This window comes from Hephaestia caeni, assembly GCF_003550065.1.
Taxonomy (GTDB): Bacteria; Pseudomonadota; Alphaproteobacteria; order Sphingomonadales; family Sphingomonadaceae; genus Sphingomonas; species Sphingomonas caeni_A.
Genome location: NZ_QXDC01000002.1, coordinates 1721609 through 1748461, shown reverse-complemented (window position 1 = coordinate 1748461; position 26853 = coordinate 1721609). Strand labels below are relative to the sequence as shown.

Annotated in this window: 27 protein-coding genes, 1 tRNA gene and 1 pseudogene; 19 read left to right on the top strand and 10 right to left on the bottom strand. The window is 67.2% G+C overall.

What is annotated here, in order from left to right; translation table 11 throughout:
• Positions 1-14 precede the first annotated feature (14 nt).
• From rplA to DFR49_RS08070, 7 genes are all read right to left on the bottom strand, one after another.
• Positions 15-707: a 50S ribosomal protein L1 gene (rplA, locus tag DFR49_RS08100; protein ID WP_119035095.1), complete on the bottom strand. Its 693-nt coding sequence runs from the start codon at positions 705-707 to the stop codon at positions 15-17.
• Between the two features lie 4 nt (positions 708-711).
• A complete protein-coding gene (gene rplK / locus DFR49_RS08095) occupies positions 712-1143 on the bottom strand; it encodes a 50S ribosomal protein L11 (protein ID WP_119035094.1) in 432 nt (143 codons plus the stop codon).
• A 302-nt stretch (positions 1144-1445) separates the two neighbouring features.
• Positions 1446-1982, bottom strand: coding sequence for a transcription termination/antitermination protein NusG (gene nusG, locus DFR49_RS08090; RefSeq protein ID WP_119035093.1), 537 nt, complete (start codon positions 1980-1982; stop codon positions 1446-1448).
• A gap of 33 nt (positions 1983-2015) precedes the next feature.
• Complete coding sequence (gene secE / locus DFR49_RS08085; protein ID WP_119035092.1) at positions 2016-2213, bottom strand: preprotein translocase subunit SecE; 198 nt, start codon at positions 2211-2213, stop codon at positions 2016-2018.
• Positions 2214-2373: 160 nt separating this feature from the next.
• A tRNA-Trp gene (locus DFR49_RS08080) sits at positions 2374-2450 on the bottom strand.
• 50 nt (positions 2451-2500) lie between these two features.
• The gene (locus DFR49_RS08075) at positions 2501-4834 is read right to left on the bottom strand and encodes a putative bifunctional diguanylate cyclase/phosphodiesterase (RefSeq protein ID WP_119035091.1); all 2334 of its coding nucleotides are present in this window, start codon (positions 4832-4834) and stop codon (positions 2501-2503) included.
• 189 nt (positions 4835-5023) lie between these two features.
• On the bottom strand, positions 5024-6796 hold the full coding sequence (locus tag DFR49_RS08070) for a fatty acyl-AMP ligase (RefSeq protein WP_119035360.1): 1773 nt from the start codon (positions 6794-6796) through the stop codon (positions 5024-5026).
• A gap of 154 nt (positions 6797-6950) precedes the next feature.
• Between DFR49_RS08070 and DFR49_RS08065 the strand changes: the two genes are divergently transcribed.
• From DFR49_RS08065 to DFR49_RS22450, 5 genes and pseudogenes are all read left to right on the top strand, one after another.
• A complete protein-coding gene (locus DFR49_RS08065; protein WP_119035359.1) occupies positions 6951-7487 on the top strand; it encodes a RecX family transcriptional regulator in 537 nt (178 codons plus the stop codon).
• A gap of 80 nt (positions 7488-7567) precedes the next feature.
• Positions 7568-8149, top strand: a complete 582-nt coding sequence (locus DFR49_RS08060; protein WP_119035358.1) for a cold-shock protein — start codon at positions 7568-7570, stop codon at positions 8147-8149.
• 5 nt (positions 8150-8154) lie between these two features.
• The gene (locus DFR49_RS08055) at positions 8155-8658 is read left to right on the top strand and encodes a DUF192 domain-containing protein (RefSeq protein WP_245968292.1); all 504 of its coding nucleotides are present in this window, start codon (positions 8155-8157) and stop codon (positions 8656-8658) included.
• A gap of 66 nt (positions 8659-8724) precedes the next feature.
• Positions 8725-9114: an NADH:ubiquinone oxidoreductase subunit NDUFA12 gene (locus tag DFR49_RS08050; RefSeq protein ID WP_119035090.1), complete on the top strand. Its 390-nt coding sequence runs from the start codon at positions 8725-8727 to the stop codon at positions 9112-9114.
• A pseudogene (locus DFR49_RS22450) lies at positions 9114-9560 on the top strand (DUF2155 domain-containing protein); the annotation flags it as partial. The gene DFR49_RS08050 and the pseudogene DFR49_RS22450, both read left to right, overlap by 1 nt.
• 35 nt (positions 9561-9595) lie before the next feature.
• On the opposite strand, the gene aat reads toward DFR49_RS22450, so the two are convergent.
• The 3 genes from aat to DFR49_RS21945 form a co-directional block, all read right to left on the bottom strand.
• Complete coding sequence (aat, locus tag DFR49_RS08040) at positions 9596-10366, bottom strand: leucyl/phenylalanyl-tRNA--protein transferase (protein ID WP_119035089.1); 771 nt, start codon at positions 10364-10366, stop codon at positions 9596-9598.
• A 129-nt stretch (positions 10367-10495) separates the two neighbouring features.
• Entirely contained in the window at positions 10496-10876 is a 381-nt protein-coding gene (locus DFR49_RS08035; RefSeq protein ID WP_119035088.1) for a hypothetical protein, read from the bottom strand.
• 106 nt (positions 10877-10982) lie between these two features.
• Positions 10983-11147, bottom strand: a complete 165-nt coding sequence (locus DFR49_RS21945; protein ID WP_170150960.1) for a hypothetical protein — start codon at positions 11145-11147, stop codon at positions 10983-10985.
• Between the two features lie 146 nt (positions 11148-11293).
• Between DFR49_RS21945 and DFR49_RS08030 the strand changes: the two genes are divergently transcribed.
• The 14 genes from DFR49_RS08030 (at position 11294) to murB (ending at position 26822) form a co-directional block, all read left to right on the top strand.
• On the top strand, positions 11294-12286 hold the full coding sequence (locus DFR49_RS08030; RefSeq protein WP_119035087.1) for a cysteine synthase A: 993 nt from the start codon (positions 11294-11296) through the stop codon (positions 12284-12286).
• A 165-nt stretch (positions 12287-12451) separates the two neighbouring features.
• Positions 12452-12778, top strand: a complete 327-nt coding sequence (locus DFR49_RS08025) for a hypothetical protein (RefSeq protein ID WP_245968291.1) — start codon at positions 12452-12454, stop codon at positions 12776-12778.
• Positions 12779-12994: 216 nt separating this feature from the next.
• Positions 12995-13522: a division/cell wall cluster transcriptional repressor MraZ gene (locus tag DFR49_RS08020; protein WP_119035086.1), complete on the top strand. Its 528-nt coding sequence runs from the start codon at positions 12995-12997 to the stop codon at positions 13520-13522.
• Entirely contained in the window at positions 13519-14466 is a 948-nt protein-coding gene (gene rsmH, locus DFR49_RS08015) for a 16S rRNA (cytosine(1402)-N(4))-methyltransferase RsmH (protein ID WP_245968290.1), read from the top strand. The genes DFR49_RS08020 and rsmH overlap by 4 nt, the downstream gene beginning before the upstream one ends.
• Entirely contained in the window at positions 14463-15104 is a 642-nt protein-coding gene (locus DFR49_RS08010; RefSeq protein ID WP_119035084.1) for a hypothetical protein, read from the top strand. The genes rsmH and DFR49_RS08010 overlap by 4 nt, the downstream gene beginning before the upstream one ends.
• The gene (locus tag DFR49_RS08005; RefSeq protein WP_211325821.1) at positions 15101-16822 is read left to right on the top strand and encodes a peptidoglycan D,D-transpeptidase FtsI family protein; all 1722 of its coding nucleotides are present in this window, start codon (positions 15101-15103) and stop codon (positions 16820-16822) included. Before DFR49_RS08010 ends, DFR49_RS08005 begins: the two co-directional genes overlap by 4 nt.
• Positions 16819-18234, top strand: coding sequence for a UDP-N-acetylmuramoyl-L-alanyl-D-glutamate--2,6-diaminopimelate ligase (locus DFR49_RS08000; RefSeq protein WP_119035083.1), 1416 nt, complete (start codon positions 16819-16821; stop codon positions 18232-18234). Before DFR49_RS08005 ends, DFR49_RS08000 begins: the two co-directional genes overlap by 4 nt.
• Complete coding sequence (locus DFR49_RS07995) at positions 18231-19604, top strand: UDP-N-acetylmuramoyl-tripeptide--D-alanyl-D-alanine ligase (RefSeq protein WP_119035082.1); 1374 nt, start codon at positions 18231-18233, stop codon at positions 19602-19604. The genes DFR49_RS08000 and DFR49_RS07995 overlap by 4 nt, the downstream gene beginning before the upstream one ends.
• Positions 19604-20674: a phospho-N-acetylmuramoyl-pentapeptide-transferase gene (gene mraY, locus DFR49_RS07990; RefSeq protein WP_119035081.1), complete on the top strand. Its 1071-nt coding sequence runs from the start codon at positions 19604-19606 to the stop codon at positions 20672-20674. Before DFR49_RS07995 ends, mraY begins: the two co-directional genes overlap by 1 nt.
• On the top strand, positions 20671-22122 hold the full coding sequence (gene murD / locus DFR49_RS07985; protein ID WP_119035080.1) for a UDP-N-acetylmuramoyl-L-alanine--D-glutamate ligase: 1452 nt from the start codon (positions 20671-20673) through the stop codon (positions 22120-22122). Before mraY ends, murD begins: the two co-directional genes overlap by 4 nt.
• Positions 22119-23342 (top strand): putative lipid II flippase FtsW, encoded by a 1224-nt coding sequence (gene ftsW, locus DFR49_RS07980; protein WP_119035079.1) that lies wholly within the window; start codon positions 22119-22121, stop codon positions 23340-23342. The genes murD and ftsW overlap by 4 nt, the downstream gene beginning before the upstream one ends.
• Positions 23339-24499 (top strand): undecaprenyldiphospho-muramoylpentapeptide beta-N-acetylglucosaminyltransferase, encoded by a 1161-nt coding sequence (gene murG / locus DFR49_RS07975; protein WP_119035078.1) that lies wholly within the window; start codon positions 23339-23341, stop codon positions 24497-24499. Before ftsW ends, murG begins: the two co-directional genes overlap by 4 nt.
• Positions 24496-25926 (top strand): UDP-N-acetylmuramate--L-alanine ligase, encoded by a 1431-nt coding sequence (murC, locus tag DFR49_RS07970; protein ID WP_119035077.1) that lies wholly within the window; start codon positions 24496-24498, stop codon positions 25924-25926. The genes murG and murC overlap by 4 nt, the downstream gene beginning before the upstream one ends.
• The gene (gene murB / locus DFR49_RS07965; RefSeq protein WP_119035076.1) at positions 25923-26822 is read left to right on the top strand and encodes a UDP-N-acetylmuramate dehydrogenase; all 900 of its coding nucleotides are present in this window, start codon (positions 25923-25925) and stop codon (positions 26820-26822) included. The genes murC and murB overlap by 4 nt, the downstream gene beginning before the upstream one ends.
• The last annotated feature ends 31 nt before the right edge of the window (positions 26823-26853 follow it).

Sequence of the window (26853 nt, the reverse complement as noted above, 5' to 3'; positions counted from 1 at the left end):
CGCCTCGCTTCGGCTCAGGCGCCCGCGACTTCCGCCGTATCGATCTTGATCCCCGGCCCCATCGAGGAGCTGATCGCGACCTTCTTGACGTACTTGCCCTTGGCGCCGGTCGGCTTGGCCTTGACCACCGCGTCGACCAGTGCGTCGAAGTTCGCGCGCAGATCTTCCGCCGCGAAGCTCGCCTTGCCGATGCCCGAATGGATGATCCCCGCCTTCTCGACGCGATATTCCACCTGGCCACCCTTGGCCGCCTTCACGGCGGCGGCGACGTCCATCGTCACCGTGCCGAGCTTCGGGTTCGGCATCAGCCCCTTGGGGCCGAGCACCTTGCCGAGCCGCCCGACGACGCCCATCATGTCCGGGGTCGCGATGCAGCGGTCGAAATCGATCGTCCCGCCCTGGATCGTCTCCATCAGATCCTCGGCCCCGACGACATCCGCACCTGCCTCGCGGGCTTCATCGGCCTTGGCGCCCTTGGCGAACACGCCGACGCGCACGGTCTTGCCGGTGCCCTTGGGCAGCGTGACGACGCCGCGCACCATCTGATCGGCATGACGCGGATCGACGCCCAGGTTGAGCGCGATCTCGATCGTCTCGTCGAACTTCGCGGTGGCATTGTCCTTGGCGAGCTTGATCGCCTCGTCGACACCGTGGAGCTTGTCGCCGTCGATCGCCCAGGTCTTCTGCTTCTTGGTCAGCTTGGCCATGATCTCAGCCCTCCACCACGTCGAGGCCCATCGCGCGGGCGCTGCCTTCGATGATGCGGGTCGCCGCGTCGAGATCGTTGGCGTTCAGGTCTTTCATCTTGGTTTCGGCGATCGCCGTCAGCGCCGAGCGCTTGATCTTGCCCGCGGCCACCTTGCCCGGCTCCTTCGATCCCTTTTTGAGGTTCGCCGCCTTCTTGATCAGGAAGGTCGCCGGCGGCGTCTTGGTGGTGAACGAGAAGCTGCGATCCGCATAGACGGTGATCACCGTCGGGATCGGCGCGTTCTTTTCAAGATCGCCGGTCGCGGCGTTGAACGCCTTGCAGAATTCCATGATGTTCACGCCGCGCTGACCCAGAGCAGGGCCGATCGGCGGCGACGGATTGGCGGCGCCGGCGGGCACCTGTAGCTTGATATAACCGGTAATCTTCTTTGCCATGTCACTCTCTTGTTGGGGCCGGGCGCGTAACCGCACCCCGCCCGTCTCTCAAGTTTAGCGGTACGAACGAACGCATGAAGCGCCCTCCCGCAGGGTTTTCCACTGCTGATGCGTTGGAAGCCGGCGCCCATAGCGCATCCGCCGCGGTGCGGCAACACTTGCCGTTTTCGAGCACTTGGCCGTGCTCGACGCAGGGGGCAAATCCCGCGTCGTCGGGCGGGATCGCTTCACGACCCGCCGGCCGGGCGTTCGCGTCGCTGCGCGACCGACGATTAGCGTGCCGCTAGCCGCCTCGCTCCGCGTTATTTGGAGCGCTCGACTTGCTCGAAATCCAATTCCACCGGGGTCGCGCGGCCGAAGATGCTCACGCTCACCTTGACCTTGGCCTTGTCGAAATCGAGTTCCTCGACGGTGCCGTTGAAGCTCGCGAACGGGCCTTCGAGTACCTTCACCGCGTCGCCGATCTCGTAATCGACCTTGATCTGCGTCTTGGGCGCGGCGGCGGCCTCTTCCTTCGAATTGAGCATCCGCGCGGCTTCCTTGTCGCTGATCGGCTGCGGCTTGCCGCTCGATCCCAGGAAGCCCGTCACCTTGGGCGTGTTCTTGACGAGGTGGTACACGTCGTCGGTCATGTTCAGCCTGGCGAGCACATAGCCGGGCATGAACTTGCGCTCGACCTGCACCTTCTTGCCGCGGCGCGCCTCGGTCACGGTTTCGGTCGGCACTTCGATCTGCTCGACGAGCTGATCGAGCCCCATGCGTTCGGCCTCGGCCATGATCGCATCGCGGACCTTGCCCTCGAAGCCGGAATAAGCGTGGATGATGTACCAGCGCGACATGCTCGTGTCCCTTGTCCCTTGTCTCTTTTGAGGTCAGCCGGCGAGCGACAGCAGCGCCTTGACGAGCGCGTCGAAGATCGAATCGATGCCGAGGAAGAAAAGCGCGAGCATCGACGTCATGATGATGACCATCACCGCGGTCATCACCGTCTGGCGGCGGTCGGGCCACACCACTTTCCTAGTCTCGGCCTGAACCTGCCGGATGAACTCGATCGGGGTCGTTTTCGCCACGTGCGTTGCTCTTCCAATGAAACCGAAAAAGGGACATGGCCCGGTGCCCGGTGATGGTCAACCGGCGGCCCTGTCCGCGATGTCGGAAAAAGTGGCCGCGAGATAGCGCTGGATGTTCCGAAAGACAAGGCTTGCCGGGCGACAGCCTTGAAAAGACGGGTGGCAGGGGCGCTCGGATTCGAACCGAGGGCCTTCGGTTTTGGAGACCGACGCTCTAACCAACTGAGCTACGCCCCTACACCCCGCCCCTAGCCGCCCTTTCCGGCGGGGGCAATATGCTGTGCAGGTCAGGCGGCGACGGTGGATGAATTGTCGAAGGGGCGGCATGCCAGCGCGCGCGCCTCCTCGACTGGAAGCGGGCGGCCGAAATAATAGCCCTGGACCTTCGTGCAGCCGAGATCCTGGATCATTTCGTGCTCCTCGGTGGTTTCCACCCCCTCGGCCGTGGTCGCCATGCCGAGGCTCTGCGCCAGCGCGACGACCGCGCGGATGATGGCGATCGCTTCCTGTTTGCCCTTGGAGGCGCCTTGCACGAAAGTGCGGTCGATCTTGATCGTCGAAAAGCGGGTGCGCGAGAGATAGGCGAGCGACGAATAGCCCGTCCCGAAATCGTCGAGGCTCAGCCGCACGCCGAGATCGAGCAGGCGCTCGAGCACCGTCGTCGCGCAGGTGCCTTCGTGCAGGAACACGCTCTCGGTCACTTCGAGTTCGAGCCGTTCGGGGGGAAGTTCGCTTTGCGATAGCGCCTGCGCGACGGTCGTCACGAAGTGCGGGTTGTGGAGTTGTTCGGCGGAGACGTTTACTGCCACCCGCACGTCCGGCGGCCATCGTGCCGCTTCGTCGCAGGCGGTGCGCAACACCCATTCGCCGATCGGCGCGATCAGCCGGGCTTCCTCGGCGAGGGGGACGAATTTGTCGGGCGGGACGACCCCGAATTCGGGGTGGGTCCAGCGCAGCAAGGCTTCGAAGCCGGTCAAGCCGCCGGTCTCCGAATCGACCACCGGCTGATATTGGAGATGCATCTCGTCATTTTGCAGCGCCTTGCGCAGCGCCATTTCGAGCACGCGCCGCTCCTCGGCCTGGAGATGGAGTTGCGGCTCGTAGATGTGGAAGCCGGCGCCGCCGCCGTCCTTGGTGCGATAGAGCGCGAGATCGGCCGAGCGGATCAGCATTTCCGCGGTTCGCCCGTCGCGCGGGCCGATCGCGACGCCGACCGAGGCACCGATGTAGAGCGTGTTCTGATCGACTTCGTAGGGCCGCGACAGCGTTTCGATGATGGCGATCGCGAGTTTCTCGATGCGGTCGGTGTCGCCGGCTTCGCGCATCACGATCGCGAACTCGTCGCCGCCGAGCCGGCCGCACATCTCATTGTCGCTCATCAACTGGCTGAGACGTTCCGAAACGCGGCGCAGCAGCCGGTCGCCGATCGGATGACCCAAGGTGTCATTGACGGCCTTGAAGCGATCGAGATCGATCATCATGAAGGCGCAGCGAGAGCCCCATTTCTCGGCCTCACTCATGGCCTTGGCGAGCGTTTCGTTGATGTGCAACCGGTTGGGCAGGCCGGTGAGGGTGTCGAACCGCGCCATCCGGTTGATGCGATCGGTCGACGCCCGCCGTTCGGTGACATCGGAGCCGACGCCGCGGAAGCCGATGAAACGCCCTTCTTCGTCGAGGCGGGGGCTTGCGGTCATTTCCCACCAGCGATGCTCGCCGTGAACTTCGACCGGCAGCAACAGATCGCGAAAAGCCTCGCGCTGCTTGAGCTTGTCCGAAAGGCTGCGCAGACCGGCCGAGAAATTGCCCTGCTCCCAGGTCGAGCCCGCGAGAATCTGGAGGAACGACATGCCGTTGATCCTGATCGGATCGAGCCCCACGGCGTGGCAGAAGCGCGGACTGGCGCGAACGATACGCCGCGCCGCGTCGGTTTCCCACAACCAGTCGGCGCCCTGATCCTCGAAATCGCGCAGTAGCAGCCGCACGGTCTCGTCGCGTTCGGCCAGCGCGATCTCGCCGGCACGAATCACCACTAGCGCCCGGCCACGCGTCAGGCAGCTCAGCATGAGGAGGATGGTGAACAGGGCCGCTCCCATCGCGAGCAGCGGGCCGCTGACGATCGCGAGCATCGCCGTGACGGTGGTGCCCAGAAACCCCAGAAACGCGAGTGTCGCGAGCGGCAGCCCGGCGAGGGCGACGGCCGAGGCCGTCATCAGGAGCGAAATCAGGACCCAGAGCCCGAGCGCCGCGCCGACCGTGGCCTGTGGCCCGATCACGAGCGGGATCACCGACCAGATGGCGGCGAGCCCGATGCCTTCGAGCATCGTATCGCGCACGTCGCGGACGCTTGCCGTCGTCGCGGTACGGTGCCGCGCGGCGAGCCGGCGCAAGGCGACGGCCGTGCTCACGAGCGTGACGAGCCCCGCCCATCCCGCGAGCAGCCAGCCGGGGGCGAGTTGCCGGGCGAGCAGCGTCACCAGTGCCGCGCTGACGACGTTGACGCCGAGCAGGAACAACGCGAGGTGCGCGCCGGCATTGAGCTGCGCGGCGCGAATCGGCCCCCAATCCGTCGAATCCTCCGGATCGTACAGGCCCAGCAGCGCGCGGATATCGATCCGCGGCATTGCGAATTCTGAAGTCTGACTGCTCACCCGCGCGGGAATACGCGCTTCGGGTTAGCGGAAGGTTTAGAGGGTGTTTGGTAATGCGCCTTTGGGCGTATTGCGGCACCGGCCCGCTCCCCCGACCTCCCAGTCAGGATACGCTATGGGTGGCCGGGCGGGGGGACGGGCCGGTGCCGCTTCAAAAATCGCTCAGGCGGCGATCGCGTAAGGTTTGATCTCGCCCGTCAGGTACAGGTTGCGCGCCTTGGTGCGGCTGAGCTTGCCCGAGCTGGTGCGCGGCAGCGTGCGCGGCGGCACCAGTTCGATCACGCAATTCATCCCCGTCACCGAGCGGACACGCTCGCGGATCTCCTCGCGCAGCCGCTGGCGCTCCGTATCGTCGGACGTGCGGCACTGGACGAGCACGGCGGGGGTTTCCTCGCCGCCGGGGGTGGTGATCGCGAAGGCGGCGATGTCGCCGGCCTTGAAGCCGGGAAGCTGCTCGACCGCCCATTCGATGTCCTGCGGCCAATGGTTGCGGCCGTTGACGATGATCATGTCCTTGGCGCGGCCGACGATGTAGACGTAGCCGCCCGACAGATAGCCCATGTCGCCGGTATCGAGCCAGCCGTCGGTCATGCAGGCGTCGGTGGCGTCGGAATCGCGGAAATAACCGGTCATCAGCGATGGCCCCGTGCACCAGATCTTGCCGATCGCGCCGTCTGGAAGCGGGGTGCCGTCTTCCTCGCGGACTTCGACGGTCATGTCCTTGACCGGGCGGCCGCAATTGACGATCGCGCGGAATCGCTGCGGCCGATCCTGGCCGGCCTCCACGCCCGAAAGCTGCGTCTCCTCGACCAGCTCGACGCGGATGCCTTCGCCCGGCGGCATGATCGATACCGCCAGCGTCGCTTCGGCGAGGCCGTAGCTCGGCAGGAAGGCCGATGCCTGGAAACCGGCGTCGGCGAAGGCGTCGACGAAGCTCTGCATCACGTCGGGCCGGATCATGTCTGCGCCGTTGCCCGCGAGGCGCCAGCCCGACAGATCGAACCGCTCGGACGCCTTGGTCTGGCTCGACATGCGGCGCGCGCAGATATCGTAACCGAACGTCGGCGAATAGCTGATCGTCGTGTAGCCGGCCCTGGTCGTGCGGGTGATGAGATCGAGCCAGGCAAGCGGGCGCCGCGCGAAATCCTCGGTCTTGAGGTAATCGACCGACACCTGGTTGGCGACCGGCGAGAGGAAGCAGCCGACCAGCCCCATGTCATGATACCAGGGCAGCCATGACACGCAGCGGTCGGTATCGATCAGCTCCATCCCGTTGGCGTGCGCGGCGAGATTGTTGAGCAGTGCCCGGTGGGTAATGATCACCCCGTGCGGAAAGCGGGTCGAGCCGCTCGAATATTGCAGATAGGCGATGTCGTCGCTGGTCGCGGACGGCAGCGGCGCCTCGGGTGCCGCGTGCGCTGCGAGGCTATCCCAATCCACGCCCTCGACATCGGCGAGGCGGGCCGCATCGATCGCCATCTCGGCGAGTTCGGGCGGAAAGACGAGAAGGCCGGGATCGCAGCTCGCGAGCTGGACGCGCAACTGCTCGACATACGATTCCTTGCCGCCGAACGACGTCGGCAAGGGCAGCGGCACCGGCCAGGCGCCGGCATAGACCGCGCCGAAGAACAGGGCGGCGAATTCGGGGCCGGTTTCGGCGACGAGGGCAATCCGGTCTCCCGGGGCGATCCCGCGCGCGATCAGGCGATAGGCGCAGTCGAGCGCATCGCGGCGCATCTCGGCGAACGGATAGGCGCGCAGCAACGCCCCGCGCGGATCGTGGAAATTGAAACCGCGGGCACCCGTGGCGGCATAGTCGAGCGCCTCGCCGAGCGTCGCGAAGTCGGCCCAGCGCCGCGGCAGGCCGTCCTCGGTCGGTGTGGCAAGCGGCGCTGCCGGATCGGCAGCGGTGGTCCGCTCGAGTTCGTTGGCCATCATTCCCTTCGCGTCCCTCATCGTCGCGCAGTGTATCGAAACCAGTGCATCGGAACCGGTGTCTCGAAAACGTCGACCGCACGCCGCGGCCATGATCGCTCTGCCCCGCGCTGACGTTCAAATTCCGTTGCGACTGTGGCACAATGATGGCGTCATGCCCGGCCCAAGACGTTCCCTGAAGCCGCTCGACGCCGCCGCGCTCGACCGACTCGCGCTGCGGTATGTCGAGCGATTCGCGACCACCCGCGCCAAGCTGGCGGCGTATCTCGCGCGCAAGATCCGCGAACGGGGGTGGGCGGGCGCGCACGTCGAGCCCGGCGAGGTCGCGAGTCGCATGGCGGCGCTCGGCTATGTCGACGATCGCGCCTTCGCGGAAGCGCGCGCGCGATCGATGACCCGCCGCGGATTGGGCGGGCGGCGCGTGGCGGCGGCGCTGCGCGTGGCGGGCGTGGCCGAGGAGGATGCCGGGGCGGCAGCGGCGGTGGTCGAATCGGGTGCGCTCGATGCAGCGCTCGCCTTTGCCCGGCGGCGGCGAATCGGCCCGTTTGCGCCGTCGCTGCCCGATCGCCCCACCCGCGAAAAGCACTTGGCGGCGATGCTGCGCGGCGGCCACGATTTCGCGCTCGCGCGCCGGATCGTCGCGATGGCGCCCGGTGAGGAGCCCGAACGCCCCGAATCGACACAATCGTAAACAAGGGCCGTAAACAAGAGTTCAACCTTTTCGACTTGGCGCTTTCTTGTGATAAAGGGCGTGAGTTGGGGGAATTCGTGATGAGTGTGAGTCCGCAGCCGATGCCGCGCGCACCGGATCAGGCAAGTGAGATCGTCGATTCGGAGGCCGGTGAGCGCGCCTATCACGGCACGCTCAAATGGTTCGACGTGACGCGGGGCTTCGGCTTCGTCGTCGCCGACGAGCCCGGCGTGGGCGATATTCTGATCCATTTCACCGTGCTCCAGCCGCACGGCCGCCGCAGCCTTCCCGAAGGCGCGCGCGTGGAATGTATCGCCGTCCAGCGCGATCGCGGCTTGCAGGCGCGCGAGATCGTCTCGATCGACCTCAGCGACGCGATCGAGCCCGCGCCGCGCCCGCGGGGCGGGCATGCCGATATCGAGGCGCTGGCAGATGCCGCGGGGGCGTTCGAACCGGTCCGGGTGAAATGGTTCAATCGGCTGAAAGGATACGGCTTCCTGGTGCGTGAGGGCGGGGCGACCGATATCTTCGTCCATATCGAGACCTTGCGCCGCGCCGACATTATCGACATCGAGCCGGATCAGTTGCTCCGCGCGCGCGTTGTCGACGCCGACAAGGGGCCGCTCGCGGTCGCGGTCGAAGCCGTCGCAAGAGAGGGTTAGGCAGCATGACTTCGCGTATCATCGTGGCGCTCGTCGCGGCGGCAATGGCCGTCCCCGCCGCCTGCACCGGCGGCAATGCGACCGGCGCCGCCGCCAACGACATCGTGGCCGCCAAGACGGTGCCCGTCACGATCACCAGTGCGACGACCGGCGCCCATCGCTTCGCGGTCGAGGTCGCGAAGACGCCGGCCGAGCAGGAGCGGGGGCTGATGTTCCGCACCGACATCCCCAAGGATGGCGGTATGCTGTTCTGGCCCTATCCCGCCGATGGCGGTCCGCCCCGCGCCGCGAGCTTCTGGATGAAGAACACGCCGAGCCCGCTCGATATCATCTATATCCGCCCCGACCATACGATCGCGCGGATCGCCGAGAACACGACGCCTTATTCGACCGACCCCATCCTGTCGGGCGAGCCGGTGGGGGCGGTGCTCGAACTTCGCGGCGGGCGCGCCGCCGAACTCGGGATCGGTGAGGACGACGCCGTGACCTGGCCGGGCGCGAACGGCTGAGCCGGGTGCGAACGGTCTGCCGAACGAGTGTTGCCCGGGCTCGCGCCACGCGGTAAGCGCTCGATCATGGGACTGCTCAAATCGACCTTTACCTGGTGGGAAGGCTCCACCTTCGGCACCTGGATGGGCTTGCGCGGGAAGCGCAAGACCGGCGAGGACGCGCTGGGCAACGTCTATTACGAAGGCGGCAAGGACGTGAACGGTCTGCCGCGCCGCTGGGTGATCTACAAGGGCGCGAACGATGCCAGCCGGGTGCCGCCCGAGTGGTTTTCGTGGCTGCACCACCAGATCGACGACGTGCCCGATCGCGCGCTTCCCCAGGTGCGGCGGTGGGAAAAGCCCGCCACCCCCAACATGACCGGCACCGCGCTCGCCTACCGGCCGCCCGGCGCGCTCGAAAAGGGCGGGCGCCGTGCCGCGGCCACCGGCGACTACGAAGCCTGGGTTCCCGAATAATGTCGCGGCTGCGGCTCCTCGGCGGGGCGGCGCTCGCAATCGCGCTCGGCGTGGGGGCGTGGCAGGGGATCGAGGCGATGCGCTCGCCCGGCGCGACGCCGTCGCCATCGGCCACGCCGACCTCCGCGGTCGAGCAGGGCACCGAGGCGGCATCCGATATCGTCACGATCGATACCCCGCGCACCGCGGTCAGCGAAGCCGGCGCAACCCCGATGGCGCAGCGAGTCGCGGTGCTGGGGCTGCTCAACAAGCGCAACGGCGAAAGCCGCGACATCACGCTCAAACCGGGCCAGGCGGTGCGGGTGGGCGACGTGATCGTGCGGCTGCGCGCGTGCGAGGAAACCGCGCCGTGGGAGCAGGCGCATTATACCGGTGCGTTCGTCCAGCTCGACGTGCGGCAGCTCGATCAGAGCTGGCGGCGCGTCTTCTCGGGCTGGCTGTTCAAGGAACGGCCGGGGCTCAACGTCGTCCAGCACCCGATCTATGACGTGTGGACCAAGAGCTGCAAGATGTCGCGGCCCGATACCGGCCCCGAGACGGTGGCGGTCGGATCGCTGGGGACGGCGGCGTCGAGCGCGAAGAAATCGGCCGATGCGGACGATGAGGCCACAGGCGATACCGCCGCGCCCACGCCCGCGCCGACACCAACACCGTCCGCAACCCCCGACCCCTCGACCTCGCCCAGCGCCGAGGCCAATCGCGCGAGATAATCGTCGCGCGGGATTTCGATCGTGCCCAGCGATGCGAGATGATCGGTCTGGAACTGGCAATCGAGCAGCGTGAACCCGCCGCAACGGAGACGCGCGACCAGCCAGGCGAGCGCGACCTTCGAGGCGTTGGTCTCCCGGCTCACCATGCTCTCACCGAAAAAGGCGCGGCCGAGCGCGAGGCCGTAGAGCCCGCCGACGAGCCGGTCGCCCGACCAGCATTCGATCGAATGCGCGAAGCCCCTGTGATGCAGTTCGATGAACACGCGCTCGATCGCGGGGTTGATCCACGTATCGGGGCGGTTCGGGACCGATTCGGCACATAGCGCCAGGATATCGGCGAAGGCGGCGTCGGCGGTGACGCGGAACCGATCCGCCGCGATCGTCTTGCGCAACGACCGGGACACGCGGAACCGTTCGAGCGGCAGGATCGCCCGCCGGCGCGGCTCGACCCAGAAGACGCTGCCGGCATCGCGGCTGTCGGCCATCGGGAACACGCCGGTCGCATAGGCGCCGAGGACCAGGTGCGGATCGAGCGTTGCCATGATCAGGGAGTCGCGAAGGCGGTCATCGGTGGCGCGAATGTGCCACGGCCGGCCCCGGCAGGGTAGTCGCTGATGCAAAAAGGGGCCAGCGATGCCGGCCCCTTTTGCGCTCGATCGAGTTGGAGCGTCTCAGTGCTTGCAGGTCTGGGTGCCGCCTGCGGGTGTGGTGAGCGTGATCGCATTCTGATCGCCGGTCAGCTTGTAGCCGCCATCGCCCGTCAGCGGATCGCCCGCATTCTCCGCGGTCAGGCGGATGATCTCGCTATCCTTCTTGGTCCGCAGATTGGCCAGCTTGTCGCCCGAGAAGAAGTCGACAAAGGCAAGGCTGTTGTCCTTGCAGCGAAACGCGACCGACGCCTTCATCGACGGCGGCAGTTCCACCGGCGCGGCGTTGGCGAGTTCGGCCGCCATCGGATCGGGAGCGGTGGTGGTGACAGTTTCGGCTTTTTGCTGACAGCCCGCGAGCACGAGGATCGCGGCCGCCGCGGCGGTAAAGGATAGGGTGTTCATAGCGGCGCGGTGCTTCGCTTATGAAACCCGGTTCGTCAAGGGTATTAGCGACGTTGCGCCGGGAAAACGGACGCTGGGATGGTTTGCATGCCGTTTGCCTCGAACTTCACTTCCCGCGAGACCGCTTCAGTGCATACCGGACGAGCATGTAACCGAGACCCAACAGGGCGATGCCGAGCAGCGCCAGACCCGCGAGCGAGAGACTCGCGCGAAGCAGCGCCCAGAGCAGGGTTTCGATGAACCGCGCGATGGCGACCGATAGATGGATCAAGCGCGCGTCTCCGTTGCGGCGGTGCCGATCGTGCCGTGCCTTCTACCGACGCGGGGCGCTTGTGGTCGAGCACAGCGTGTCCAGCTTGCGAAGGGCCAAGCGATGATTGGTTGTCGTCGGGCGGGGGACGAGCGTATCTGAGCGCCATGCAGACGACTTCCGACACGCTCGCCCTCATCGGCAATACTCCCCTGGTCCGGCTCAAGGGGCCGAGCGAGGAAAGCGGGTGCGACATCTACGGCAAATGCGAATTCGTGAACCCCGGCGCATCGGTGAAGGATCGCGCCGCGCTGTTCATCGTCGAGGACGCCGAGGCGAAGGGGCAACTCGCGCCCGGCGGCACGATCGTCGAGGGCACTGCGGGCAATACCGGGATCGGGCTCGCGCTGGTCGCCAACGCCAAGGGGTACAAGACGATCATCGTCATGCCCGAGACGCAAAGCCGCGAGAAGATGGACACGCTGAGGGCGCTCGGCGCCGAACTCGTGCTCGTGCCCGCCGCGCCCTATTCGAACCCCGGCCATTTCGTGCACACCTCGCGCCGGATCGCCGAGGAAACGCACAATGCGATCTGGGCCAACCAGTTCGACAACATCGCCAACCGCCGCGCCCATATCCACGGCACCGCCGAGGAAATCTGGACGCAGATGGAAGGCAAGATCGACGGCTTCACTTGCGCGGTGGGCACCGGCGGCACGCTGGCAGGCGTGGGGCTGGGGCTGAAGGCGAAGGACGAGAGCGTCACCATCGCGCTCAGCGACCCCTATGGCGCCGCGCTCTACGAATATTATGCCTGCGGCGAATTGAAGTCGGAAGGCAATTCGGTTGCGGAAGGCATCGGACAGGGGCGGATCACCGCCAACCTCGAAGGCGCGCCGATCGACACGCAGTTCCGGATTTCGGATGAGGAGGGGCTCACCTGGGTCCGCCGCCTGCTCGCTGAGGAAGGGCTATGCCTGGGGTTGTCGTCGGGGATCAACGTCGCCGGCGCGATCCGGCTCGCCAAGGCGCTGGGGCCGGGCAAGCGGATCGCGACGATCCTGTGCGACACCGGGTTCCGCTATCTCTCGACGCTCTACAATCGTGAGTGGCTGGAGGCGAAGGGGCTTCCCGTCCCCGCATGGCTGGCGGCGCGCTGAGAGTGCCGTTTGATGCGCCTTTCGGCGCATGGCGGCACCGGCCCGCTCCTCCACCCCACCACTCATAGGATAATCGCATTGGGTGGCCGGGTGGGGGAGCGGGCCGGTGCCGCTTCCACATAAGGGCATAATATCCGCGCATCGACAACCGAGCCGGGCGGGGCTATGCCTCGTCCCGGCATGAAGACGACCGACGATTCAGGCCAGACCGTGCAGCGCGTCAAGGTTGCGATGACCGGGCTCGCGCTCGTGTTGCTGCTCATCGGCGTGGCAAGCGTCATCTTCAGTTCGGCGAGCAGCGATACGCCTGCCGACCTTGCGGACACGGTGCAATCCGATCTCGTCGCCAATCTGTCGTTGACCAACGATGCCCAGGCGGCGGCCACCGCCCCGAGCGAACCGCTCGCCGAACTGGGTGTCGCTCCCAGCACCACCACGGTTCCGAGCAACACGATCGCGCCTGTACGCGACCGCTCCGCCGCGCCGCGCTGACTTCCTCCTCAGATTGAACACGCGCGCCGCGTGACGCGGCGGCGAGCGCTGATCGTGCCCTCGAGAACAATTCGTGAATCTATGATCAAACACCTCCATCGACCGCGCTTGAACCGTAAAATCCCCAATAATCCCCTTGGCACCCCGATTGACCCCTGATATGCATTTTCCAACAGAGGGCGCGCGGCGACGGCCGATTTTCGGAAGGCGGGTCGCGTGTCGCTGGTTGAGGTGGGCGTGTTGGATCGGGGAAATTATCAGGGCTACGGGTTGGCGCAGGTGGACGACAAGGGGCGCGTCGCCATCCCTGCTGCCCTGCGCGCCACGATCGAGGTCAACACCCCCGCAGACGCTAACGGCAAGGACGTTCGCCGCGTCATCATCTCGACGCATCCCAAGGAAACCTGCCTGATCGGCTACGATCTTTCGTATGTGACCGAACTCAAGGAACGGCTTACGGCGCGGGAACTGGCGCATACCGACGCCGACGGCGAGGTCGATTACAACATCAAGCGGCGCGGCTCGGGCGCGGCGGAGGCGGTGCCCTTCGACGGCAGCGGCCGCTTCATCCTGCCCCCTTTTCCCCGTTTCGAAGCCGGCATCGTCAATTTCGCCTTTTTTTGGGGGGTGATGGATTTCTTCGAGATCTGGAACCCCAAGACGCTGATCGAATGCCCCACCGCGACCGACGTGCAGAAGCGCGCGGCGCGCTTCTTCATGGCCGAAAAGGGGATCGCGCTGTGACCGCGCTCGCCCCGCATATCCCCGTTCTCCTCGACGAGGTTGTCGACGCGCTCGCCATCGCCCCCGGTGAGCGCCATGTCGACGCGACCTTCGGCGCGGGCGGCTATACGCGCGCCATGCTGGCGGCGGGCGCGACGGTCATCGCGTTCGATCGCGATCCCGATGCGATCGCCGAAGGGCGGGCGCTGGTGGCGGAAAGCGGCGACCGGCTGATCCTGGTCGAAGCCCCTTTCTCCGCGCTCGACCATGAGATCGAAGCCCGCGACCTCGCGCCGGTCGACGGCGTGACGATGGATATCGGGGTCTCCTCGATGCAGCTCGATCGTGCCGATCGGGGCTTCTCGTTCCAGGCGGACGGGCCGCTCGACATGCGGATGAGCCAGGACGGCCCCACCGCCGCCGATTTCGTCAACACGGCCGACGAGGCCGAGATTGCCGACGTGCTTTATCTCTACGGCGAGGAGCGCCAGTCGCGCCGGGTGGCGCGCGCGATCGTCGCGGCGCGGCCGATCACGCGCACGGCGGCGCTTGCCGGGGTGGTGCGCAAGGCGCTCGGCCACAAGCCGCACGACAAGAAAGACCCGGCGACGCGCACCTTTCAGGCGATCCGCATCCACCTCAACCGCGAGCTTGAAGAACTTGCCGACGGGCTGGCGGCGGCGGAGCGCGTGCTCAAGCCCGGCGGGCGGCTCGCGGTCGTTACCTTCCACAGCCTCGAGGATCGGCTGGTGAAGCGCTTCCTGCGGATCCGCAGCGGCGCGGCGCCGGGTGGTTCGCGCCACTTGCCGCAAACGCAAGCGGCGCCCGCGCCGAGTTTCGAGCGCGTGGGGCGGGCAGTGCGGGCGAGCGACGGCGAAATCGAGCGCAACCCACGCGCGCGCTCGGCAACATTGCGCGTGGCGCGGCGGACCGCGAACGCCGCCTGGACGGGAGAAGCAGCATGACCGCAACCCATCGGCTGAAGGGCATGGGCTGGTTCCTGGCGTGCGTGATCGGCGCGCTCGGCTTCTATCTGATCTCGTTGCAGGTCGCGACCGAGCGCAACAAGCTTGAGGATATGAGCAGGGAGATCACCCAGGCGCGGCGCGACATCCGGTCGTTGCAGACCGAATTCTCGGCGCGCTCGAACCTTGCCCAGCTCGAGCGCTGGAACGGCGAGGTGCTGGCGTTGTCGGCACCGACATCGGCGCAGTTCGTGTCGAGCGAGGCACAACTCGCGTCGCTCGATTTCAACGGTCCCGGCGGTGCCGAGGTGCAGACCGCGCAGCTCGTGATCCCCACTGCTGCGCCGCTGCGCAATACCGCACCTGCGCCGGTTAAAGCGCGGCCGGCGCCGATCGTGATGGCCGCGAACGCCCCAGTGGCCGTCGCGCCCGAGGCGGTGGCCCGCGCGAGGACCGAAGACGCGGCGCCGGCCCGCGTCGCGAAGGTCGCCGCTCCCCATGCGGACGCCGCCAAGCCCAAGGCGGCGCCGGCGCGCGCCAAGGCCGAGGCGATGGCGATGCTCGACCGCAAGCTGCTGAGCGATTCGACCCTGGGCGACATCATGGCGGGCGCACGCGCAGAACGCAGGGCGCGTTGAGCATCCTCATCGCCCGGCCGCTGCCGCAACGGCGGCTGACCGGACAGCGTCACGCGCTGGTCGTCACGTCGCATCAGCGGTTGGTGATGCTGCTGATGCTGTTCGCGGCGGGCGCGGTGCTGATCATTGCACGGCTGATCTATCTCGCGGCCTTCACCGAGCCGGCGACGAGCCGCGACGCCGCGGCGGCGCTCGTGCCGCTGCGCGCGGATATCGTCGATCGCAACGGCGAGCCGCTGGCGCGGACGATCGATGCCTGGTCGATCGGCGTGCATCCCAACCGGATCATCGGCGATCGCGACGAACTTGCGCGCGAACTCGCCGATCTGATCCCCGAGCATGACACGGCCTATTTCTCGCGCCTGCTCCACCGCGATGTGAATTTCACCTATATCCAGCGCCGTGCGCTGCCCGATCTGGTCGAACAGGTGAATGCGCTCGGCGAGCCGGGAATCGTGTTCGATCGTGAGCCCGAGCGGCTTTATCCCCAATCGACGATGGCGGCGCACGCGCTGGGCTTCATCGAGTTTTCCGGGCATGGCGCGCGCGGCATGGAGCGCGCGCTTGATCAGCGGCTGCTCGATCCGGCGATGCGCGGCGAGCCGGTGGCGCTCTCGCTCGACACCCGCGTGCAGGCGGCGATGGAAAGCGAGCTGGGCACGGCGGTCACCAAGTTCCAGGCGCTTGCCGGCGGTGGGGTCGTGCTCGACGTGAATACGGGCGAAGTGCTGGCGATGGTGTCGCTGCCGGACTTCAACCCCAACAATATCGCCGACGCGACCGAAGATGAATTGCGGAACAATGTAACGCAGAGTGTCTACGAGCTGGGATCGACCTTCAAGCCGATCGCGATCGCCGCCGCGATCGACATGGGGGTCGAAACGTCGATGTCGAAGCGCTTCGATGCGACCAAGCCGATCAAGGTCGGCCGGTATACGATCCACGATGATCCCGGCGACGAACAATGGCGCTGGCTCAACATCCCGGAGACGCTCATCTACTCCTCCAATATCGCCACCGCGCGGATCGCCGACGAACTCGGTGCCGAGCGGATCCAGGCGATGTTCCGCCGGCTCAGCTTCGATACCAAGCCGCATATCGAACTGCTGGAAAAGGGGACGCCGCTGTGGCCCAAATATTGGGCGCGCACGACGGTGATGACCACCGCCTACGGTCACGGCATCGCGGTGACGCCGCTGCATCTGGCGAACGCTTATGCCTCGCTCGTCAACGGCGGCATCTGGCGCCCGGCAACGTTGCTGAAAGTGCCACCCGGCCATGCCGTGCAGGGCCGCCGCGTGCTCAAGCCGTCGACCTCCTATCGGATGCGCCAGTTGCTGCGGCTGATCGTGATGAAGGGAACCGGGCGCAAGGGCGATGCGCCGGGCTTCCGCGTCGGCGCGAAGACCGGGACCGCCGAGATGGCCGATGTCGGCGGCTATTCCCGCCACCGCAACGTCTCGACCTTCGCCGCGGCGTTCCCGATGGACAATCCGCGCTATGTCGTGGTCGCCACGCTGGTCGCGCCGCACGGGCTTCCCGAAACCTATGGTCGGTCCACGGCCGCCTGGAACGCGGCGCCCGCGGTGGCGCGGGTCATCCAGCGCATCGGGCCGCAACTCGGTGTGATCCCCGACATGAGCAAGGACATCGACGTTTCCGAACTGCTGCCGCTGCTATGGCAATCGCCCGCCGAGAAGGCGGCGGCAGGCCAGTGAGGCTCGGCGCGCTCACCGGCACTGGCGACGCCGCCACCGTCACCGGTTTCGCGATCGATCACCGAAAGGTGGCGCCGGGCACGGTGTTCGGCGCGTTCCAGGGCACGCGCGTCAACGGCGAGGATTTCATTCCCGCGGCGATCGCGGGCGGCGCGATCGCGGTGGTCGCGCGACCCGAAGCGCACGTCGAGGGCGCGATCCACATCGCCGACCACAATCCGCGCGCGGCGTTCGCCCGGCTTGCCGCGCGCTTCTTCGCACCGTTCCCGGAGACGACAATTGCCGTCACCGGCACCAACGGCAAGACCTCCACGGTTGAGATGGCGCGGCAATTGTGGCGGATGGCGGGGCATCACGCCGCCTCGATCGGAACGCTCGGTGTCGCCACTGCCAACGACAGCGTCTCGACCGGGCTGACCACGCCCGACATCGTCACTTTCCTGTCGAATGTCGCCGGGCTGGCGCGCGAGGGGGTGACGCATCTCGCGTTCGAAGCATCGAGCCACGGCCTGTCGCAATATCGCACCGAGGGCCTGCCCGTGCGCGCGGCGGCGTTCACCAACCTCAGCCGCGACCATCTCGATTACCACAAGGATATGGCGGAATATTTCACCGCCAAGCTGCGCCTGTTTTCCGAAGTGCTCGATCCCGACGGCACCGCGGTGGTGTGGGCCGACGATCCCCAGTCGGCGCGGGTGATCGATCTGGCGCGCGAACGGCGCAACCCGATCATCAGCGTCGGGGTCCACGGCGAGACGCTGAGGCTCGTCTCACGCGCGCCCACGCTGCTGGGGCAAGGGCTGATCGTCGAGGCCGCGGGGTGCGAGCACAAGATCAACCTGCCGCTGATCGGGGCCTATCAGGCGGCGAACGCGCTGACGGCGGCGGGGCTGGTGATCGCGACCGGCGGCGAGGTCGCGCCGACGCTGGCCAGTCTCGCCCGGTTGCAGCCGGTGCGTGGGCGGCTCGAGCGCGCGGTGATCGCGCGCAGCGGCGCGCCCGTCTATGTCGATTATGCGCATACACCCGACGCGATCGAAGCCGCGATCGCCGCGCTCAAACCCCATGCGACCGGCCGGCTGATCGTCATGTTCGGCGCAGGCGGGGACCGCGATGTCGGCAAGCGCGAGGCGATGGGGCGCGTGGCCGCGGCGCATGCCGATCTCGTGATCGTCACCGATGACAATCCGCGCACCGAGGCGCCGGCGGCGATCCGCGCCGATATCCTGAAGGGCGCGCCCGGCGCGATCGAGATCGGCGGCCGGCGCGCGGCGATCGTCGAGGCGATCCGGCTGGCCGGGCCCGACGACATCGTCCTGCTCGCCGGCAAGGGGCACGAACAGGGGCAGATCGTCGGCGATCTCGTGTTGCCCTTCGACGACGTGACCGTTGCGCGCGAGGCGGCGCGATGAGCCTCTGGACCTCCGCCGAGATCGCCGCCGCGACGGGGGGCACCGCTTCCTTGGATTTCGCCGCGAACGGTGTCACCTTCGATTCGCGCGAAGTGGGCAAGGGCGACCTGTTCGTCGCGCTCAAGGGCGAGACGACCGACGGACACAAATATCTCGATTCGGCCTCCGAGCGGGGAGCAGCGGGTGCGGTGGTCGGCAGGACGACCCCGCACCCGCATGTGCTGGTGGCGGACACCGTTGCGGCGCTCGACGATCTCGGCCGCGCGGGCCGCGCGCGCACCGGGGCGACGATCATCGGCGTCACCGGCTCGGTCGGCAAGACCGGGACCAAGGAGGCGTTGTTCGCCGCGCTCGATCGGCCCATGCCGGGCTGCGCGCACCGGTCGCTCAAGAGCTACAACAACCACGTCGGCGTGCCGCTCAGTCTCGCGCGGATGCCGCGTGAGACGCGGTTCGGCGTGTTCGAGATGGGGATGAACCATGCCGGCGAGCTTGCCGCGCTGACCCGGCTCGTGCGCCCCCACATCGCCATCGTCACCGCGATCGCGCCCGCGCACACGGCGTTCTTCCCCGACGAAGCCGCGATCGCCGATGCCAAGGGCGAGATCTTTGCGGGGCTAGAGCCGGGCGGCACCGCGATCATTCCCTATGACAGCCCGCATCGCGACCGCCTGATCGGCGCGGCGACGCCCCATGCCGCGCGCATCGTGACGTTCGGGCTGACACGCGGCGCCGACGTGCAGGCGATCGAGACGATGCGCACGGCGACCGGCGGCACCTTCGTCACCGCACGGCTGGGCGACGAGGAACTGAGCTATACGCTGGCGCAGCCCGGCGCGCATTGGGTGTCGAACAGCCTCGCGGTGCTGGCGGCGGTGCAGGCCGCGGGCGGCGACCTTGCGATGGCGGGGCTCGCGCTGGCCGAACTCGGCGGTCTGCCGGGGCGCGGCGCCCGTTTTGCCGCCAGCGTCGACGGCGGCGAGATATTGGTGATCGACGAGAGCTATAACGCCAACCCGGCCTCGATGCGGGCGGCGCTGGCGGTGCTGGCTGCCGAACCGGCGGCGCGCAAGCTCGCGGTGCTGGGCGAGATGCGCGAACTGGGCGACAAAAGCGATGCCTACCATGCCGACCTGGTCGAGCCGGTACTGGCGTCGGGCGCCCAATCGGTGCTGCTCGTCGGCGAGGCGATGGCGAGCCTTGCAAACGCGCTTGAGGGCCGCATCGAATTCGTCCATGTCGCCGACGCCGCAACCGCGCGCGATCGGCTGGCGACAATGCTGGCGCCCGGCGACACGGTGCTCGTCAAGGGATCGAACGGGGTGGGGCTCGCCAGCGTGATCGACGCGCTCGCGGGTGGGAAACTGTAATGCTGTATCTGATCGCGGAACATCTCGGCTTTCCGGGTGTCCTCAACCTCATTCGCTATTTGAGCTTCCGTTCGGGCGGGGCGGTGGCGACCGCCTTGTTCATCGGCCTGATCATCGGGCCGCGGTTCATCGGCTGGCTGCGCGTGCGCCAGGGCAAGGGGCAGCCGATCCGCAGCGACGGCCCGCAATCGCACCTCGCCAAGCGCGGCACGCCGACGATGGGCGGGCTGATGATCCTCACCAGCCTGACGCTCTCGATCCTGCTGTGGATGGATCTCAAGAATCCCTACGTCTGGGCGTGCCTGTGCGTGACGCTCGGCTTCGGCGCGATCGGCTTCCTCGACGATTACGACAAGGTCAGGAAGGCGAGCAGCGCGGGGGTTTCCGGCAAGATGCGGCTGCTGGGCGAATTCGCCGTCGCCGGTATCGCCAGCTATCTGATCGTGCTCCAGAACGGCACGCATCTCTATCTACCGTTCGTCACCGGTGTGTCGATCGATCTCGGCTGGTTCTACGTCGCCTTCGCGGCGTTCGTGATCGTCTCGTTCGGCAATGCGGTGAATCTCACCGACGGGCTCGACGGGCTGGCGACGATGCCGGTCATCATCGCGTCGGTCGCGTTCATGATCATCGTCTACCTCGTCGGCAACGTGAAGTTCGCCACCTATCTCGGCATCCCGCATGTGGCGGGCGCGGGCGAGCTGGCGATCTTCTGCGGCGCGATGGTGGGCGGGGGACTCGCCTTCCTGTGGTTCAACGCGCCGCCAGCGGCGGTGTTCATGGGCGATACCGGCAGCCTCGCGCTGGGCGGCGCGCTCGGCGCGATCGCGGTGACGGCGCACCACGAGATCGTGCTCGCGATCATCGGCGGGCTGTTCGTCGTCGAGGCGCTGAGCGTCATCATCCAGGTGTTCTTCTACAAGCGCACCGGCAAGCGCGTGTTCAAGATGGCGCCGATCCACCACCATTTCGAACAGCTCGGCTGGAGCGAGCCTACGGTCGTGATCCGGTTCTGGATCATCGCGCTGGTGCTCGCGCTCGCCGGGCTCTCGACGCTCAAGTTGAGATGATCACCAGCCCCGCCTGGCGCGGCAGAGGCTATGCGGTGCTCGGGCTGGCGCGGTCGGGGCAGGCGAGCGTACGGGCGCTGCTGGCAGCGGGCGCCGAAGTGGTGGCGTGGGACAGCGACGCGGCGCGGCGCGGTGCTCTTTCTCCCTCTCCCCTTCAGGGGAGAGGGCCGGGGAGAGGGGAAGCTACAAACGCATCGTCCGGTATTTCCCCTCTCCCAACCCTCTCCCCTGAAGGGGAGAGGGCTTTTGCGTTTGCCGACCTCGAAACGATCGACCTTGCAGGCTTCGACGCGCTGGTGGTGTCGCCCGGCGTGCCCATCAACCGCCATCCGCTCGCGGCGAAGGCGCGTGCGGCCGGCGTGCCGATCATCGGCGATATCGAGCTGTTCGCCGAGGCGCGCGCCGGACTGCCGCCGCACAAGGTGGTCGGGATCACCGGCACCAACGGCAAGTCGACGACGACCGCGCTGATCCACCATATCCTCGAGACGGCGGGTATCCCCAGCCTGATGGGCGGCAATATCGGGCTGCCGATCCTCGAACAGCAGCCGTTGCCCGAAGGCGGCGTCTACGTGCTCGAACTGTCGAGCTACCAGATCGATCTGACGCGGAGCCTCGATTGCGATGTCGCGGTGTTGCTCAACATCACGCCGGACCATCTCGACCGGTATAAGGATTTCAGCGCCTATCGCGCATCCAAGTTGCGGTTGTTCAAAATGATGCGTCCGCCGCACATCGGCGTGCTGAATTGGCATGTGCCGGTTGGTGAAGCGCTATATCGTACGCTGTTTGAAACCCATCCATGCGAGTTCTGGTCCAATTACGACGATAATGTGGAGGACCCCTACGACCTGTGGGGCGCCTTCGATGAGCACGGGCAGACCGCTTCCCGCGATCATTTGAGCACACAACAGGATTGGCCAACCCTGCAAGGGCCGCACAATGCGCAAAATGCGATCTCGGCCATTCTGGCGTGCGAAGCTCTCGGCGTTCCCGAGGAGGTGATCAGCGAGGCGTTGAAGACCTTCACCGGCCTGCCGCACCGGATGCAGCGTGTCGGCGTGGTGGCGGGCGTCACTTATGTCGACGACAGCAAGGCGACCAACCCCGAGAGCGTCGCGCCCGCGCTGGGCGCGTTCGACCGTATCCACTGGATTTTGGGGGGGCGCGCCAAAACGGACGATCTCGACGCCTGCGCGCCTTATTTCGATCGCATCGCGCGCGCCTATACGATAGGCGAGGCGGGGCCGCGCTTCGCCGAGATCCTGCGCCCGCACATGGCGGTGGACGAAAGCGGCACGCTCGACGTCGCGGTCGCGCGCGCGCATCGGGCCGCGATGCCGGGCGATACGGTATTGCTGTCGCCCGCCTGTGCCTCGTTCGATCAGTTTCGCGATTACGAAGCGCGTGGGGACGCGTTTCGTGACGCCGTGGAGGGGCTGACATGACCGATGGTCGCGTGACGCGCGCAGGGCTGTGGACGCGGATGAAGCCGCGCGCGGGGCGCGGCGATGCCACCCCGCTCGCGATGTGGTTCTGGGATATCGACCGCGTGCTGCTGCTGATCGCGCTGTGCCTGATGGCGATCGGGCTGATCGCGGTCGCGGCGGCGTCGCCGGCGAGCGCGGTGCGCTATTCGGGCGACACCCATCATATCGCGCCGCTTTACTATTTCTGGCGCCAGCTCGCCTGGGTCGCGATCTCGCTGCCGGTCATGTTCTTCGTCTCGATGCTGCCCGTCCAGACCGCCAAGCGCCTCGCGCTGATCGGCTGCGCGGTGTGCGTGGCGCTGCTAATGGCGGTGCCGTTCATCGGCGCCGAGGTGAACGGCGCGCGGCGCTGGTTTTCGGTCGGGATCGGGCAGTTCCAGCCGTCCGAATTCCTCAAGCCGTTCTTCATCGTCACGATCGCCTGGCTGCTCTCGCTGCGCGCGCGCGAAAAGGACTTGCCGGTGCTGCCGCTGACGCTGCTGCTGACCGGCGGCATCGGGTTCCTACTGATGCTCGAACCCGATTTCGGCCAGACGATCATCTTCGGGGCGGTGTGGCTGGCGCTGCTGATGATCGCGGGCACGCCGATGCGGCTGCTGGGGGCGCTGATCGGCTGCGTACCCGTGGGGCTGGTCGCGGCGTATATGTTCTACGATACCGCGCGGCTCAGGATCGACGCCTTTCTGTTCCCGAGCGCCGACCCCAACCAGATGATCGATCATTACCAGACCGACATGGCGCACGCGACGCTGACCGGCGGCGGCGTGTTCGGGACGGGGCCGGGTGGCGGGATCATGAAATTCCGCCTGCCCGAGGCACACACCGACTACATCTTCTCGGTGATCGGCGAGGAATTCGGGCTGATAAGCTGTGCGATCGTCGCGCTGCTGTTCGTCGCGCTGGTGGCGCGGGTGTTCGTCAAGCTGCTCGACGAACAGGACGAGTTCCGGTTGCTCGCGGCCGCGGGGCTCGCGATCCAGTTCGGCGCACAGGCGATGATCAACATGCTCGTCAATACCGGCATGGCGCCCTCGAAGGGCATGACGTTGCCCTTCATCAGCTATGGCGGATCGTCGATGATCGCGCTGTCGATCGGCATGGGATTGCTGCTCGCGTTCACGCGGCGCAATCCGTTCTTGACGCGATCGCCCTATAGCGTGCGATGGAGTGGGGCATGACACGCGAACGCCATTTCGTCCTCGCCGCCGGCGGCACCGGCGGCCATATGGTCCCCGCCGCCGCCCTCGCCGCCGAACTCGCCCGGCGTGGCCACCGCGTCGCGCTGGTGAGCGACGAACGTGGGGTGCGCTTTCCGGGCCTGTTCGAAGGCGTGCAGACGCACGTTCTGCCAGCGGGACGGTTGACGGGCGGGCCGATCGGCTGGATCAAGGCGGGGCGGAATATTCTCGCCGGGCGCGCAATGGCGCGCGAACTCTATCGCACCTTCAAGCCCGAGGCGGTGATCGGCTTCGGTGGCTATCCCGCGCTTCCGGCGCTGCTGGCGGCGTTCAAGGCCGGCATTCCGACCGCGATTCATGAGCAGAATGCGGTGCTGGGCCGGGTCAACCGCCTGGTCGCGCGCAAGGTCGATGCGGTCGCGACCTCTTATGCCGAGGTCGATCGGCTCGACGCCAAATATGCCGACAAGGTGCGCCTCGTCGGCAATCCGGTGCGCGAGGCGGTGCTGGCGCTGCGCGATCGGCCCTATCCGGTGATCGAGGAGGACGGCATCTTCCGCGTGCTCGTGACCGGCGGCAGCCAGGGCGCGAGCGTGCTGAGCAAGGTCGTCCCCGATGGGCTGTCGATGCTCCCGGTTGCGTTCCGCCGCCGGTTGCAGGTGACGCATCAGGCGCGGATCGAGGATATCGACAACGCGCGCGCCAAATATGCCGAACTGTCGATCGCCGCCGAACTCGCGACCTATCTTCCCGACATGCCCGAGCAACTCGCCTGGGCGCATCTGGTGATCGCGCGCGCGGGCGCCTCGACGATCGCGGAGTTGACCGCGGCGGGGCGGCCCGCGATCCTGGTGCCGCTGCCCTCAGCGACCGATGATCACCAGACCGCCAATGCCGAGGAGATCACGCAGGCGGGCGGCGCGCGCACGATCCGGCAAGACCAGTTCACGCCCGTCGAACTCGCCAAGCAGATGCAGAAGCTCGGGCTCGATCCGGTGGCGCTGACCAATGCGGCGGCGCGCGCGCGCGATTGTGGGCGGCCCGACGCCGCGCGCGACCTCGCCGATCTGGTCGAAACGCTGGGCGGGCCCGTGCGGGCGAGCGAGATCGGCGTGCCGCTGCCGACCGGCGCCGACGGAAAGCCGGCCTACGCATGAGGGGCGTCGCGATCGATATCGGCACGATCCATTTCGTCGGCATCGGCGGGATCGGCATGTCGGGCATCGCCGAGGTGATGCACAATCTCGGCTATCGCGTGCAGGGATCGGACGTAGCCGAGGGCTATGTCGTCCAGGGCTTGCGCGATCACGGCATCGCGGTCGAGATCGGCCACAGACCTGAGAATGTCGACGGCGCGGCGGTGGTGGTGGTCTCGACCGCGGTCAAGCGCGGTAACCCCGAAGTCGAAGCCGCGCTCGAACGCCGCATCCCTGTGGTCCGGCGCGCCGAGATGCTGGCCGAACTGATGCGTCTCAAATCGACCGTCGCGGTGGCGGGGACGCACGGCAAGACGACGACGACATCGATGATCGCGGCGCTGCTCGATGCCGGCGGGGTCGACCCGACGGTGATCAACGGCGGGATCATCAACAGCTATGGCTCGAACGCCCGGCTCGGCGCGTCGGACTGGATGGTAGTCGAGGCCGACGAGAGCGACGGCAGCTTCCTGCGGCTCGACGGGACGATCGCGGTCGTCACCAATATCGATCCCGAGCATCTCGATCATTACGGCGACTTCGATCACGTCAAGGCGGCCTATGTCGAGTTTGTCGAGAACGTGCCCTTCTATGGCGCGGCGCTGCTGTGCCTCGATCATGCCGAAGTGCAGGGGATCGTACCGCGCATCCGCGATCGGCGCATCGTGACCTATGGTTTCGCGGCGCAGGCCGATGTGCGCGGGATCAACGTGACCCCCGAAGGCGGCGCGAACCGCTTCGATGTCGCGGTGCGCGATCGCGACGGCAACGTGCGCACGATCGACGGGATCGAGCTGCCGATGCCGGGGCGCCACAACGTCCAGAACGCGCTCGCCGCGATCGGCGTCGCGCTCGAACTCGGCATCGACGATGCGAAGATCCGACAGGGCTTTGCCGGGTTCGGCGGGGTCAAGCGCCGTTTCACCAAGGTGGGCGAGGTGGCGATCGGCGGCGGCACGGTGCCGGTGATCGACGATTACGGTCATCATCCGGTGGAGATTCGCGCGGTGCTTTCGGCGGCGCGTGAAGGGGCGAAGAACCGGGTGATCGCGGTCGTCCAGCCGCATCGCTATTCGCGGCTCCACGACCTGATGGGCGAATTCCAGACCGCGTTCAATGATGCCGATATCGTGCTGGTGGCGCCGGTCTACGCGGCGGGCGAGGCGCCGATCGAAGGGATCGATGCGCAGGCGCTGGTCGACGGGCTCAAGCGGCGCGGGCATCGCTCGGCGGCGGGCGTGACCGATGCCGACGCGCTGGCGGTGCGGCTCGCCGAGATGATCCAGCCGGGCGATATGGTGATCTGCCTCGGGGCGGGCGACATCACCAAATGGGCCGCCGGTCTTGCGTCGGCGATCGAGGCGGCGCGCGCCGAGGTGGCGGCATGAGCGTCTGTTACGCCCTGCCGCCGCTGCGCGGTTCGGCCGAGCATCAGGGCAGCCTCGCCGATTTCATCTGGTTCCGCACCGGCGGGCCGGCGGAATGGCTGGTGCGGCCCGAAGATAGCCGCGATCTCGCGGTGTTCATGGCCGGGCTTGCGTCCGATACGCCGGTGCTGCCGGTGGGGGTCGGCTCCAACTTGATCGTGCGCGACGGCGGCGTGCCGGGCGTGGTGGTGCGGCTGCCCAAGGCGATGGCGAAAGTGTCGGTCGAGCCCGACAATCGCGTCCGCGCGGGCGCCGGGGCGATGGGGATCACCGTCGCCAGCGCCGCGCGCGATGCCGGGATCGCGGGCCTCGAATTTTTACGCGGGATACCGGGCACGGTCGGCGGCGCGGTGCGGATGAACGCGGGGGCCTATGGCCGCGACACGAGCGACATATTGATTGAAGCGACCGTGGTAACGCGCGACGGCGCGGTCGAGACGTGGCCCGCCGAGCGGTTGGGCTATACCTATCGCCATTCGGCCTTGCCCGCGGGCGCGGTGGTGGTCGAGGCACTGTTCGCGGGCGTGCCCGGCGACAAGGCCGTGATCGCCGCCGAGATGGATCGGATCGCTGCCGAACGCGAAGCCTCGCAGCCGCTGCGCAGCCGCACCGGGGGCTCGACCTTCAAGAATCCCGAGGGCCACAAGGCGTGGGCGCTGATCGATGCCGCGGGGTGTCGCGGGCTGCGGCGCGGCGACGCGCAGGTGAGCGAGAAACATTGCAACTTCCTGCTCAACCTCGGCGGCGCGTCGAGCGCCGATATCGAGGCGCTGGGCGAGGAAGTGCGCGCGACGGTCTTGGCGCATTCGGGGATCAGTCTCGAATGGGAAATCCAGCGCGTGGGGGTGCCGGCATGAGCCTTTCCCTCGCCATCGCGATCCTTACCGT